Origin of the sequence: Brevibacterium sediminis (assembly GCF_013623905.1) — a bacterium.
Taxonomy (GTDB): domain Bacteria; phylum Actinomycetota; class Actinomycetes; order Actinomycetales; family Brevibacteriaceae; genus Brevibacterium; species Brevibacterium sediminis.
The window spans coordinates 494,913-507,908 of record NZ_JABKDD010000001.1 but is presented as its reverse complement, the minus strand read 5'-3'; the positions used below and the strand labels follow the sequence as shown (position 1 = coordinate 507,908).

Below are 12,996 nucleotides of genomic sequence, written 5' to 3'. Positions count from 1 at the left end.
CATCCTTGATCGAGCTGGTGCTCCTCCGATGCCGACGGAGGTCGGGATTCAGGCGGGCTGGTCGATAGGGACGGCGTCGGCGGTGTCCGGGTCGTTGAGCGTTCCGGCCCTCCGGTCGGCGAGGTATTTCCTCATCTCCTTCTTGACCACCGGCATGAGCATGTAGAGGCCGAGGATATTGATGAACGCGCACATGAACAGGGCCGCATCGGCGAATTCGACGACCTTGGAGAAGCTGGCGATGCAGCCGACGACGACGAAGAGGCAGACGAGCGTGCGGAAGATCATGATCGTGGCTTTCGAGCGACCGAACAGATAGCTCCACGCCCGCTCCCCGTAGTACGCCCATGTGATGAGGGTCGAGAAGGCGAACAGTGCGACGGCGATGGCCAGCAGGATCGGATACCACGAGGCGACGGTGGAGAATGCATCCGAGGCGAGAGCAACTCCGCCGATCTCGCCCTCACCGAGGTCGTTTCGATACGAAGCCTGGTTGGCAACGATGATGGTCAGCGCGGTCATGGTGCAGATGATCACCGTATCGATGAAAGGTTCGAGCAGTGCGACGAATCCTTCGGAGATGGGGCGACGGGTCTTGACAGCGGAGTGGGCGATGGCCGCCGAACCGATGCCGGCTTCGTTCGAGAAGGCCGAACGCTGGAAGCCGATGATCATGACTCCGACGATGCCGCCGGCCACTCCCTGAGGGTTGAACGCTCCAGCGAAGATCTCGCCGATGGCGTTCGGGATGTTCGCGTAGTTGAGACCGAGCACGAGGAGGCATGACACGACGTAGAAGATGGCCATTCCAGGGACGAGCTTGTCGGTCACCTTTGCGATCGAGCGGATGCCGCCGAGGATCACCAGGGCCACGAGCCCCGCAAAGATGAGTCCGAACACGAGTGAGGCAAAGGGGCCGGCCAGGAAGCCGTCATCGCCGCCGGTGGCGGTGCGGACCTGGGCGAAGGTCTGATTGGCCTGGAACATGCCGCCGCCGACGACACCGAAGATGAGGATGGCGACGGCGAAGAGTCCGGTCAGAGCGGTCGCCACGGGCTTCGAGAAGCGTCGGAACGCAACGGGGAGGTATTTGAACGGACCGCCGTGGACGACGCCGTTCTCGTCGATCTCACGGTACTTCACCCCGAGGGTGCATTCGACGAACTTCGTGCACATGCCGAGGAGGCCGGCGACGATCATCCAGAAGGTCGCTCCGGGGCCGCCGAGGGCGATGGCCACGCCGACACCGGCGATGTTGCCGAGGCCCACGGTGCCCGACAGGGCAGAGGCAAGGGCTTGGAAATGGGTGACCTCACCCGGGTCGGACTTCGACGAGAATTTTCCGCGGATGATCTCGAGAGACAGCTTCGCCCCTCGAGCCTGGATGAAGCCGAAGTAGACGGTGAAGACCGCTGCGGCGAAGATCAGCCACAGGACGACGAAGGGGAATGAGAAGTCTCCGAAGGTGAGCGGAAAGAAGATGATGCTGCCGAACCATGTGGCGATCGGGTCGAACCAAGAGTTGATGGCATCGTCGACCGGCGAGACCGGCGCTGCTGAGATATGAAGATTGTCCATAGTGCGACAACCTACTGAGACTTGCGTCACATTCAAGCGTTCCATGTTGTGGGATCGTTTCAGTTATCGAACCGTTACCAAATGGGGCGTTCGCGGGACTTTTGAGATCCGCGTCTCATTACCTGACTTAGACTGGGGGCATGACTCAGAATCCTCAGCAGCCCGGTCAGCGACCGAATCGATCCTCGGGCCCGAACCCCGATCGCGGCCCCGTCCCCAGCGGTGATCAGAGCACACATATCCAGGCCGGACACAGTCAGCCCGCGGCCTATCCCGGGGCTGAAGCAGTGACGAATCCCAATGGCCACTATGGTTCGCAAGGTGCTCAGTCCGGGTCGATCGGCGGTTCGGGCACGACGCCACCGTATGGTCCGCCCGCCGGCGCCCAAGCGAACACCGGTGCGCCGCCGCACCACCGTGAAGGCACACCGCTGCCACCGGCACCGCAGAGTCGTCGCACGGACGGACAGCCTGCCGGTTCAGGTCCGGTCCCGTCCACCGGGTCCGGACCTGTCTCGTCGCAGGCACCGCCCCCTGGGAACCGACGGTCCGCTTCGCAGACGCCGAATTCCCACCGCGGCCCATCCGCCTCGGGGCAGGGGAATTCTGCCCCCAAGCGCATCGTCTCTCCCGATGGCGAACGTGTCCGAGAGAAGCCGGCGGGCGGGGTCTCAGGCTACTTCGCGATCGTCGGCGCCATCGTTCTGCTGCTCCTCGCTGTGCTCCTGGGCATCGTCGGGTTCGTCATGACCTTCGCCCAGGTCGCGGTCGGTGTCGTCCTCTTCATCGTGGCCGTCCTCAGCTTCATCGCTTCGATGTTCCTGTTCAAGGGCTGCACCTCGGTGGCGCCCGGACATGCCGTCGTCCTCCAGCTCTACGGCAAGTACGTCGGAACGGTCAGGCAGTCGGGTCTGCGATTCGTCAATCCCTTCTACACGAAGGATCAGATCTCTACGCGCATCCGCAACCATGAGACCTCGACGCTGAAGGTCAATGATCTCGACGGCAATCCGATCGAGATCGGCGCCGTGGTGGTCTGGCAGGTCCGCGATACCGCACAGGCGATGTTCGAGGTCGATGATTTCGAAGAGTTCGTCGCCATCCAGGCGGAGACTGCGGTTCGTCACATCGCCAACTCCTATGCCTACGATTCGTCGGATCCCGGCCGTATGTCGCTGCGTGACAACGCCGACGAGATCACCTCGCGGCTCTCCGATGAGGTCGCTGCCCGGGTCATGGCTGCGGGAGTCACGATCATCGAGTCGCGCATCACCCAACTGGCGTACGCCCCGGAGATCGCCCGTGCCATGCTCCAGCGGCAACAGGCCACGGCCGTCGTCGCCGCCCGCCAGCTGATCGTCGAAGGAGCTGTGGGCATGGTCGAGACGGCGATCGAGGAGATCGAAGGGCGCCAGATCGTCAGGCTCGGTCAGACCGAACGCAGCGACCTCGTATCGAACCTGATGATCGTCCTCTGCGGTGACCAGGCCGCACAGCCGACGATCAGCACCACCCGCAATCAGCAGTCGGCAGGCTGACCTCCCGGAGCTGGGTGTACCGCACACCGCAGCGCCCCGTCGACGTCATCCGTCGGCGGGGCGCTGCCGTGTGTCTCAGCTCAGGAGAGGTGTTCAGTCCTCACCGATGATGACGAACGAGGCAGGCAGCTGCTCCTGCTTGGGGGCAGGGGCCCTCTTCGCCGGTTCGCGCTTCTTCGCCGGAGTGCTCTTGACCGGTTCAGCGGCGGCGACCTTCGTCTCGCTGTCCGCGCCGATCATCAACGGCAGATCCTTCGGCTCTTCGGCGACTGGCTTCTGCTCGGCTGCCGGCTTCTGTTCAGCGGACTGTGTCTGCTCGTTCGCAGGCGTCGCTTCCGCCGGTGTGTGCTCAGCGCCGTTCGACTTCTCGTTGCCACTGGGCTTCTCGTCGGGCGTCGCGGCCTGCGAGTCGTCGCTCCGGTTCGAGCGCGAACGTCGCCGGCCGTTCCGTGAACGCGATCGGGACTTGCCGTTCTCGCCGTTGTTCGCCGAATCATCGGACTGAGTCTGAGCGTCGGACGTCGATTCGGGCGAATCGGCGTCATCCTTCTTCAGGGTGGCCTTCGCGATCGCGGCGACGGCTGACCGAGAAGCGTCCGATGACACTGTCTCATCTGTCGATTCGGCCTCATTGTGCTTGGACTTCGAGCCTGAGTCTCCCCGGCGCTTGCGGTCACGGCGGTTGTCGTGGTTCGCCGAGCGGCCGCCGCGGTGCGCCTTCGAGCCGTCTTCTTCCGAACCCGGCAGCAGCAGGCCCCGGCCGGTGAGGTCTTCACCGGCGCTGACCAGGGATTCGGCGAGTCCGGTGCCGATGCGCTTGCGCGTCATCTGCACGAGTCCCAGCGATGTCACTTCGGCCACCTGATGCTTCGTCCGGTCGCGACCGAGGCACTCGACGAGGCGGCGCACCACAAGGTCGCGGTTGGACTCGAGCACCATGTCGATGAAGTCGACGACGATGATTCCGCCGATGTCGCGCAGGCGGATCTGCCGAATGACCTCCTCGGCGGCTTCGAGGTTGTTGCGGGTCACCGTCTCCTCGAGGTTGCCCCCGGAGCCGGTGAACTTGCCGGTGTTGACGTCGACGACCGTCATCGCTTCGGTGCGGTCGATGACGAGTGAACCTCCCGAGGGCAGGTTGACCGTGCGCTGCAGCGCCTTCTGGACCTGCTCTTCGATCCGGTAGTGGTCGAAGATGTCCTCGTCCTCGTTGTAGCTGTGGACACGATCGAGCAGGTCCGGTGCGACGGATTCGACATACTCGTGGATGGTGTTCCATGCGCCGTCGCCGTCGATGACGAGCGAGCTGAAGTCCTCGTTGAAGACATCACGGATGATGCGCACGATCATGTCCGGCTCGCTGTAGAGCAGCTGTGGCGCCAGCACCTTCGTCGACTTCGACTTCTTCTCGATCGTCTCCCACCGTTTGGCGAGACGTTCGACATCACGCGAGAGATCGGAGTCGGTGGCGCCCTCGGCAGCGGTGCGCACGATGACGCCGTTCGAATCGCCGACGAGCTGTTTGAGCAGCTTCTTCAGGCGTGCGCGTTCGTTGTCGGGCAGCTTCCGCGAGATTCCGGTCATCGAATTGCCCGGAACGTAGACGAGGAACCGCCCAGGCAGAGAGATCTGGCTGGTCAGGCGGGCGCCCTTATGTCCGATCGGATCCTTCGTCACCTGCACGAGCACGGCGTCGCCGGGGCTGAGCGCGGTTTCGATGCGGCGCGCCTTGCCGTCCATGCCGAGGGCGTCCCAGTTGACTTCACCGGCGTAGAGCACGGCGTTGCGGCCCTTGCCGATGTCGATGAATGCCGCCTCCATGCTCGGCAGCACGTTCTGAACCTTGCCCAGGTAGACGTTGCCGATGAGCGAGGACTGCTGCCGGTTCTCCTTGAGGTAGTGCTCGACAGCGATCCCGTCTTCGACGACGACGAGCTGGGTCTGGTCGCCGCTCTCCCGCACCAGCATGGTCCGCTCGACGGACTCACGTCGAGCGAGGAATTCGGCTTCGGTGATGATGGGGCGGCGACGTCCGGCTTCGCGGCCCTCCTTGCGACGCTGGCGCTTCGCCTCGAGACGGGTCGAACCCTTGAGCGAAGTGACTTCGTCGCGGTCGGTGCTGCGGGTGCGAGACCGACGACGGCGGCGACGACGCGAACCGCCGTCGGAGTCATCGTCACCATCGTCCGAATCCGAATCGTCGGAGTCCCTGTGGTCGGACTCCTTGTGATCCGACTTCGAATGAGAGTCCTCGGCGTCCGCATCGGAGCGCTTCGAACCGCGATTGCTCGACCGAGATCCCCGCTTCGACGGCTTCGCGTCCTGGTTGCCGGCAGAGTCCGAGGAGTCGTCCTCGGAGTCCTTCGAGTCGTCGTCGGAGTCCGAGGAATCGTCGTGGGAGTCATCGCGATTGCGCGATCGGCGCCCACGGCCGCCTCGCCGCCGACGCGGACCGCTGGAGGAATCGTCCTCACCACGGTCGTTCTGACGGTTTTCCTGTGGGGACGACGTGTCCTCATCGGAGTCGTGGGAATCTTCCCAGTCGTCGTCGGAGTCATCGTCGTCGACCGTGATGACCTCGGCGTGTTCGGCCTTCGGCACCTGGAAGATCAGGCCGCCGTCATAGGGCACAGCCGGAGTGGTGCGAGGTTCGGGCGCGGCAGCCGGAGCGGCCGGGGCCGCGAAGGGATTGCGCGGGTCGAAGCTCGGCGATGCCTGCGACGCAGCATCGGACTCATCGTCATCATCGTCGTCGACATCGGCATTGTCAGAGTCGTCGTGATCATCGTCAGCGTCGTCGTCTGAGTCTCCGCGGACGAACTCCTCGAAGACGAGTCCCCGATTGGCCACGGCATCGCGTGCGGACTTCTGCCCGCCTCGGCGAGGAGTCGGTTCTTCGTCCTCCTCGTCGTCACTGTCATCGGCATCGCCGATACGCAGCGACTCGGCCGCCTCGGCGATGTCATCGAGGCGCGCACGCACGCTGTCGTCGACATCCTCGTGTTCGGCGTTCTTGGCACCCGCCGACTGCTGCAGATTCGCGAGGTCCGCGAGAATGCCTTCGGTCGGATCTGTCGACTCTGTGCCGTCGGTATCGTTCATCGTATCTCCCAGTCCGAAGACGCCGTCCACACCGTACGGATCTTCGGATCCTTGCATGGTCCGCAATGGACCGAAACCTGTGGATGGCACATCCGGCTCGCGCTCAGCGCGTAGGCCTTCCGTGCTGCCTCATCTTGTTGTCGACCTGCGAGGTCATACCCTCGACTCGGTGGAGGCACGTCTCCTGCTCGGTGTGAGAACAGGTATCCGTCCGACCATTATGTCACAGAAGTGCCTCTGCGCTGAGGTTTCGATGGGGACGGGGTTTGCCGCACGGGACATGGCCAGGCATTCTTGAGGAGTGAACACCACACTGACTCAATCCGATGACCTCGAGTCCGCCGACACCACCTCGTCGTGGGTGCTCAGATCGGTGCCGTTCGGGATCTTCCTCATCATCGCCTCTGCCATCGGCTTCCTCGCCTCGTTCTCACTGTCGGCGGAGAAGTACGAAAAGCTGGCGAACCCGGACGTCGTGCTCTCGTGCGACCTCAACCCGTTCTTCTCGTGCGGTTCGGTCATGGAACATGCCGAAGCCGAGCTCCTGGGCTTCCCCAATCAGCTCATGGGCGTGGCGGCCTTCATCATCCCGCTGCTGCTCGGTGTGCTGATCCTGTCCGGCACCCGCCTGCCCCGCTGGGTGATGGTGGGATTGAATATCGGACTGGGCTGCGGCGTGGCGTTGGTGATGTTCCTGTTCTACGTCTCGATCTACAAGATCGGAGTCGGCTGCCCGTGGTGCATCATCGTGTGGACCGTGACGATTCCGATGTTCATGGCCGTCACCGCCCGCAATCTGCTCACCGGAGCCTTCGGTCGGCGCGCCGCCGACAATGCCGTGCTGAGGGTCCTGGCGAAGGAGAACATCGCCCTGTCGGTGCTGTGGATGCTCATCATCTTCGCCTGCATCGTCGTACAGTTCTGGGCGTTCTTCTCCAACCTGCTCTGAACATGAATCACATGCAGTGAGGGTGCCCCACCAAACGGTGGGGCACCCTCACTTATTCGACCGGCTCGGCTCAGACGTCGGCCGCATTCGGTCTTCTGCCTGTCATCAGCCTTCGGCCGGGTACCAGATTCCGATCTCGCGTTCGGCCGATTCGGTGGAATCGGATCCGTGAACGAGGTTCTTCTGCACCTTCTCACCCCAGTCGCGACCGAGATCGCCGCGGATCGTGCCGGGGGCTGCTGCCGTCGGGTCGGTGGCGCCGGCCAGGGACCGGAAGCCGGGGATGACGCCCTGTCCGGAGGCGATGATCGAGACGATCGGCCCTTCGGACATGAAGTCGACCAGCGGCTGGTAGAAGGGCTTGCCTTCGTGCTCGGCGTAATGGGCTGCCAGTTCGGCGGCGGTGGCCGAGCGGAGATCCAAGGCGTCGATCGCATAGCCCTTGGCTTCGATTCGGGCCACGATCTGTCCGACGAGGCCGCGAGCGACTCCGTCGGGCTTGATGAGGATGAGCGTACGTTCCATTCCGGTCCTTCCAATGTCGTGTGGACGTCGGTCCACAGTCTACCCGGGCACCGGGGCGCTCCCGCCTCGGCGTTCTCACGGTTCAGCCGCGCGCGGCGACCTCACGATCGATGCGGGCCGACCAGTACACGGCCACGGCCCATAGGGCGATGAACAGCGCTGCGACGAAGAACATCGAGGTGAGCACGAAGCCGGAGGCCAGCAGCAGCCCCTGCACGACCCACCCGATGATCACACCGGGACGCTTCTCACCGATCCGCCGCGGCAGCAGGATCACGGCAATGATCGCCAAAACGGCGACGACCGAGGCGCCGATGAGCAGCTGTGCCAGGGTCAGGGTCTGCGCTGACTTCACCGACAGGCCGAAGGTCGTGAGCACGGCGAAGTAGACGACGACGAGCTCGCAGATGAGTATCGATCCGCAGAGCACGGGGTACTTCGATTTCATCCTTCCTCCCCTCGTCCGAGCAGCAGGCGCGCTTCGGCCACGGTGTAGATGGAGCCGGTGACGACGATCCCCGGACTCTTCGCATCGACGCTGTTGGCCATGTCGATGGCTTTCATCAGAGCGGCGTTGAGATCGGAGGCGACGATGACGGAATCCTCGTCGACCCATTCCCGCGCCGCATCGGCGAGGTCGCCTGCCGGCAGCGCACGGGAGTTGAGATTCTCGCTGACGACGAACACATCTGCGCTGCGATGAAGCTCTTCGATGACACCGTCGCTGTCCTTGTCCGCCAGCATCGCCAGCACGATGACGACATAGTCGAAGTCGAACGCCTCGTCGAGGGTCTCGGCCAGCACATGCGCAGCATCCGGGTTATGGGCGCCGTCGACGACGACGCTCGGTCCCGTGCGCAGGAGTTCCGCGCGGCCCGGTGACGTCACGCGGGCCAGCCCTTCGGCCACCGTCTCCTGATTGAGCGGCTTGTCTTCGGCTCCCAGGAAGGCCTCGGCTGCGACGATCGCGACCGCGGCATTGTGGGCCTGGTGAATTCCGTGCAGCGGCAGGAACAGGTCGGAGTAGACGTCTCTGCGGCCCTGGACCGTGATGAGCTGACCGTCGACGGCCCGCTGCCGTTCGAGGAGACGGAAGTCCCGCTCTTCGGCGGCCAGCGGAATCTCACGGCGGGCGGCTTCCTCGTCGAGGACCGCCTGGGCGGCCTCGTCCTGGACAGCAGACACGGCAACAGGTTCGGGAGCCGGGCTGTCCTCGACGCTGCGATCGAGGATCCCAGCCTTGGTCGCGGCGATCTCCTCGATGGTGTCGCCGAGGAACGCCTGATGATCGAGACCGATCTTCGTGAACACGCACACCTGGGCATCGGCGACGTTCGTCGAATCCCATTGTCCGCCCATGCCGACCTCGGTGACGACGACATCGACCGGAGCATCGGCGAACACGGCGAAGGCCAGCACGGTCAGCGCTTCGAAGTAGGTGAGCTTCGCGCGTCCTTCGGTCTCGAGCTGGGCATCGACGATCTCGAGGTACGGGGCGATCTCGTCATAGATGCGCACGAAGGTGTGAGCGGACACGGGGGCGCCGTCCACGGAGATCCGTTCGGTCACCGAATGCAGGTGCGGACTGGTGAACCGGCCGACCCGGAGCTCATGAGCGGAGATGAGCGAATCGATCATCCGTGCCGTCGAGGTCTTCCCATTCGTGCCCGTGATCGTGATCGTCGGGGCCGCAGTGTGGATATCGCCGAGGATCTCACACGCCCTCCGAGTCGCATCGAGGCGCAGCTCGACCTGCGTCTCCCCCGCCCGGGCCAGCAGCAGGGCATAGACGCGGGCGAGCTCGGCCCGAGTGGCCTCATCGACGACCGGTTCGGGCAGAGGTTCCGAATCCGCGTCTTGTTCTGCGGTCTGCGGATCTTCGACAGCGGCCAACAGCTCCTCGGCTGCTGCCACCGGATCCTCGGCTGGGGTGTTGTGCTCGCTCATGCCCGCTTCACCGCCAGACGGGTGCCGCCGGGGAGCTCTTCGGGGCTGAAGACCTCGGCATCGGCGTCGACCGAGCCGAAGTCCAGAGTGGTCGCCAGGGTCTCACCGGCGATGAGGTCGACGTGAGGCTCGAGCGCGGCGACCACCTCGGTGCCGGCTTCGATGGTGACGGCGATCCGGTCGGAGATGTCGAGATCGAGCTGCTTGCGGATGCCCTGGATGGCACGCACGGCATCACGTGCCATGCCTTCGGCCTCGAGCTCGGGTGTGACCCGCGTGTCGAGGGCGAGGAAGCCGGAGTCGAGTGCCGCGAGCTCCATGCCCTCGGTACCGGATTCGGCCACGGATTCGAGGGTGTACTCGCCGTCGACGAGTTCGATTCCGCCGCTGACGACGGTGCCGTCGGTGACGGACCAGTCGCCGGACTTCGAAGCCTTGATGACCTGCTGGACCTGTTTGCCCAGACGGGGTCCGGCGGCACGGGCGTTGACGACGAGATTCTGTGACAGGGAGAAGCCGGCGGCCTCCGCCTCGGCGACGTCGAGGACCTCGACGGTACGCACATTGAGCTCATCGGCGATGATCTCGGTGAAGTCGGAGCTCAGGTCCGTGTCGGTGGCGACGGTCAGCTGCGACAGCGGCAGGCGCACCCGCAGTTGGTTGGCCTTGCGCACCGAGGAGGCCGTTGAGCAGATATCGCGGGTGAGGTCCATCGCCGCGACGAGGTCTGCGTCGGCAGGGAATTCCTCGGCGTCCGGGTAGTCGGCCAGGTGCACCGACCGCTGCCCGGTCAGTCCGCGATAGATCTCTTCGACCGTGAACGGCAGCAGGGGTGCGGCCACACGGCAGAATGCCTCCAGGCAGGTATAGAACACGTCGAAGGACTCATGCGTGTCGGTACCGCCGTCCCAGAACCGGCGACGCGAACGACGCACATACCAGTTCGTGAGCATGTCGAGGTAGTTGCGCACGAGTTCGCATGCCGCCCAGATGTCGAGTCCCTCCATCGCCTCGGCGAACTCGGTGATGAGGTCGTGCGTCTTGGCCAGGAGGTACCGGTCGAGGACCTGGGACGAGTCGTAGCGGGACTGTGCCTGGTAGCCTGTCTTCTCCCCCGCCGGACCGTCGGCCGCGTTGGAATAGGTGGCGAAGAACTGCCATGTGTTCCACAGTGGGAGCACGACCTGGCGGACACCGTCGCGGATGCCCTGTTCGGTGACGACGAGGTTGCCGCCGCGCAGGATGGACGAAGCCATGAGGAACCAGCGCATGGCATCCGAGCCGTCGCGGTTGAAGACCTCGTTGACGTCGGGGTAGTTGCGCAGGGACTTCGACATCTTCTGCCCGTCGGAACCGAGCACGATGCCGTGGGAGATGCAGTTCGTGAATGCGGGTCGGTCGAAGATCGCTGTGGCCAGGACGTGCAGCAGGTAGAACCAGCCGCGGGTCTGTCCCACATATTCGACGATGAAGTCGGCCGGGAAGTGGTTGTCGAACCATTCTGAGTTCTCGAACGGATAGTGCACCTGGGCGTAGCTCATCGAACCGGAGTCGAACCAGACGTCGAAGATCTCCGGGATGCGCTGCATCACCGACTTTCCGGTGGGGTCGTCCGGGTTCGGACGGGTGAGGTCATCGACCCACGGCCGGTGGAGGTCGACGTCTCCGGAGTCGTTGCGCGGCAGACGTCCGAAGTCGGCTTCGATCTCGGCCAGGGAACCGTAGACGTCCGTGCGCGGGTAGGCCGGGTCGGAGGAGATCCACACGGGGATCGGCGAGCCCCAGAAGCGGTTGCGCGAGATCGACCAGTCGCGGGCGTTTTCGAGCCATTTGCCGAACTGTCCGTGCTTGACGTTGTCGGGCACCCAGTTGATCTGCTCGTTGAGTTCGACCATGCGGTCCTTGAACTCGGTGACGCGGACGAACCAGGAGGACACCGCACGGTAGATCAGCGGGTTCCGGCAGCGCCAGCAGTGCGGGTAGGAGTGCTCGTAGGATTCGTGGCGGACCAGCAGAGCACCCCGCGATTCCATCGGACCCGTGTGGTTGCGCAGGTCTTTGATGATCGCCTTGTTGGCGTCGAAGACCTGCTGGCCGGCGTAGTCGGGCACGGTCGTATCGAAGCGACCGGCGTCGTCGACGGGACGGGCGGCGGTGATTCCGTAGGAGTCGGTGAGTTCCTTGTCCTCTTCACCGAAGGCGGGTGACTGGTGGACGATTCCGGTGCCGTCTTCGACAGTGACGAAGTCCGCGGCCAGGATCGTGTGCATGTTCTCGCCGAACTCCTCCTGACGGCCCTCGAAGTACGGGAACGGAGGTTCGTAGGAGGCGCCGACGAGTTCGCTGCCGGGGAAGGTGCGCACAACCTGCGGTTCGGCACCGAGTTCACGAGAGTAGGCTCCCAAGCGCGCCTCGGCAAGGATGAGAGTCTTGCCCTGAAGTTCTTCGGCACCGTCTTCACCGGGGATCACTGCGACGAGCGGGATCTCCGGGTTGACGGCCACGGCCTGGTTCGACGGAACCGTCCACGGTGTCGTCGTCCAGATGAGGACCCACTCGTCTGAGTCCTTGAGTCTGTATCCGAGGGTCACGGCCGGATCCTGACGCATCTTGTACACGTCGTCGTCCATGCGCAGCTCATGGTTCGACAGCGGTGTCTCGTCCTTCCAGCAGTACGGAAGCACGCGGTAGCCCTCGTAGACGAGGCCTTTGTCCCAGAGCTGCTTGAACGCCCAGATGACGCTTTCCATGTATTCGACGTTGAGAGTCTTGTAGTCGTTGTCGAAGTCGACCCACCGGCCCTGACGGGTCACATATTCTTCCCATTCCTGGGTGTAGCGCAGCACCGAGGAGCGGCAGGCGTCGTTGAATGCGGCCAGTCCCATGCGGCCGATCTCGGACTTGTCGGTGATGCCCAGCTGACGTTCGGCCTCGAGCTCGGCCGGCAGGCCGTGGGTGTCCCAGCCGAAGCGGCGGTCGACCTTCTTGCCGCGCATCGTCTGGAAGCGCGGGACGACGTCCTTGACGTAGCCGGTGAGCAGGTGACCGTAGTGGGGCAGGCCGTTGGCGAAGGGAGGTCCGTCGTAGAAGACGAATTCGTTCTCGCCGTTCTCGCCGGCATCGCGCTGGGCGATCGATGCCTTGAAGGTGTCGTCCTCCTGCCAGTAGCGCAGCACAGCGTCTTCGATGGCAGGGAAGTTCGGGGACGACGAGAGTCCGAAGGTCGAGGTCGAAACCTTGGGATAGAGAGGCTGAGTCATGAGCGTCCTTCTGGGTCACTGCGGTCACTGTCACGAGGACGACAGTCTGCCGCGGTACCACCTCGCTTATCCGCAGTCCGACCGGTTCAGGTCGGTC

The 12,996-nt window shown here is 64.2% G+C and carries 8 protein-coding genes; 2 read left to right on the top strand and 6 right to left on the bottom strand.

Annotation, left to right across the window (positions count from 1 at the left end; translation table 11 throughout):
* Positions 1-48: 48 nt before the first annotated feature.
* Positions 49-1,578, bottom strand: coding sequence for an alanine/glycine:cation symporter family protein (locus HK108_RS02315; RefSeq protein WP_181270466.1), 1,530 nt, complete (start codon positions 1,576-1,578; stop codon positions 49-51).
* Between the two features lie 140 nt (positions 1,579-1,718).
* On the opposite strand from HK108_RS02315, the gene HK108_RS02310 reads away from it, so the two are divergent.
* Positions 1,719-3,116, top strand: a complete 1,398-nt coding sequence (locus HK108_RS02310) for an SPFH domain-containing protein (RefSeq protein ID WP_229663909.1) — start codon at positions 1,719-1,721, stop codon at positions 3,114-3,116.
* A 93-nt stretch (positions 3,117-3,209) separates the two neighbouring features.
* On the opposite strand, the gene HK108_RS02305 is transcribed toward HK108_RS02310, so the two are convergent.
* A complete protein-coding gene (locus HK108_RS02305; RefSeq protein ID WP_229663908.1) occupies positions 3,210-6,218 on the bottom strand; it encodes an Rne/Rng family ribonuclease in 3,009 nt (1,002 codons plus the stop codon).
* A 301-nt stretch (positions 6,219-6,519) separates the two neighbouring features.
* Here HK108_RS02305 and HK108_RS02300 point away from each other — a divergent pair, with 301 nt between their 5' ends.
* Positions 6,520-7,167 (top strand): vitamin K epoxide reductase family protein, encoded by a 648-nt coding sequence (locus tag HK108_RS02300; RefSeq protein WP_181270465.1) that lies wholly within the window; start codon positions 6,520-6,522, stop codon positions 7,165-7,167.
* 105 nt (positions 7,168-7,272) lie between these two features.
* On the opposite strand, the gene ndk is transcribed toward HK108_RS02300, so the two are convergent.
* The 4 genes from ndk to ileS all read right to left on the bottom strand — a co-directional run bounded on the left by ndk (position 7,273) and on the right by ileS (position 12,899).
* Positions 7,273-7,692, bottom strand: coding sequence for a nucleoside-diphosphate kinase (gene ndk, locus HK108_RS02295; protein WP_039210750.1), 420 nt, complete (start codon positions 7,690-7,692; stop codon positions 7,273-7,275).
* A gap of 82 nt (positions 7,693-7,774) precedes the next feature.
* Entirely contained in the window at positions 7,775-8,140 is a 366-nt protein-coding gene (locus HK108_RS02290) for a DUF4233 domain-containing protein (protein WP_181270464.1), read from the bottom strand.
* On the bottom strand, positions 8,137-9,639 hold the full coding sequence (locus HK108_RS02285; RefSeq protein ID WP_181270463.1) for a bifunctional folylpolyglutamate synthase/dihydrofolate synthase: 1,503 nt from the start codon (positions 9,637-9,639) through the stop codon (positions 8,137-8,139). The genes HK108_RS02290 and HK108_RS02285 overlap by 4 nt, the downstream gene beginning before the upstream one ends.
* On the bottom strand, positions 9,636-12,899 hold the full coding sequence (gene ileS / locus HK108_RS02280; RefSeq protein ID WP_181270462.1) for an isoleucine--tRNA ligase: 3,264 nt from the start codon (positions 12,897-12,899) through the stop codon (positions 9,636-9,638). The genes HK108_RS02285 and ileS overlap by 4 nt, the downstream gene beginning before the upstream one ends.
* Between the last annotated feature and the right edge of the window lie 97 nt (positions 12,900-12,996).

Bases quoted from the DNA above. Each gene is read 5' to 3' on its own strand.
- HK108_RS02315 (WP_181270466.1), bottom strand. From the start codon at position 1,578: ATGGACAATCTTCATATCTCAGCAGCGCCGGTCTCGCCGGTCGACGAT.
- HK108_RS02310 (WP_229663909.1), top strand. From the start codon at position 1,719: ATGACTCAGAATCCTCAGCAGCCCGGTCAGCGACCGAATCGATCCTCG.
- HK108_RS02305 (WP_229663908.1), bottom strand. From the start codon at position 6,218: ATGAACGATACCGACGGCACAGAGTCGACAGATCCGACCGAAGGCATT.
- ndk (WP_039210750.1), bottom strand. From the start codon at position 7,692: ATGGAACGTACGCTCATCCTCATCAAGCCCGACGGAGTCGCTCGCGGC.
- HK108_RS02290 (WP_181270464.1), bottom strand. From the start codon at position 8,140: ATGAAATCGAAGTACCCCGTGCTCTGCGGATCGATACTCATCTGCGAG.
- HK108_RS02285 (WP_181270463.1), bottom strand. From the start codon at position 9,639: ATGAGCGAGCACAACACCCCAGCCGAGGATCCGGTGGCAGCAGCCGAG.
- ileS (WP_181270462.1), bottom strand. From the start codon at position 12,899: ATGACTCAGCCTCTCTATCCCAAGGTTTCGACCTCGACCTTCGGACTC.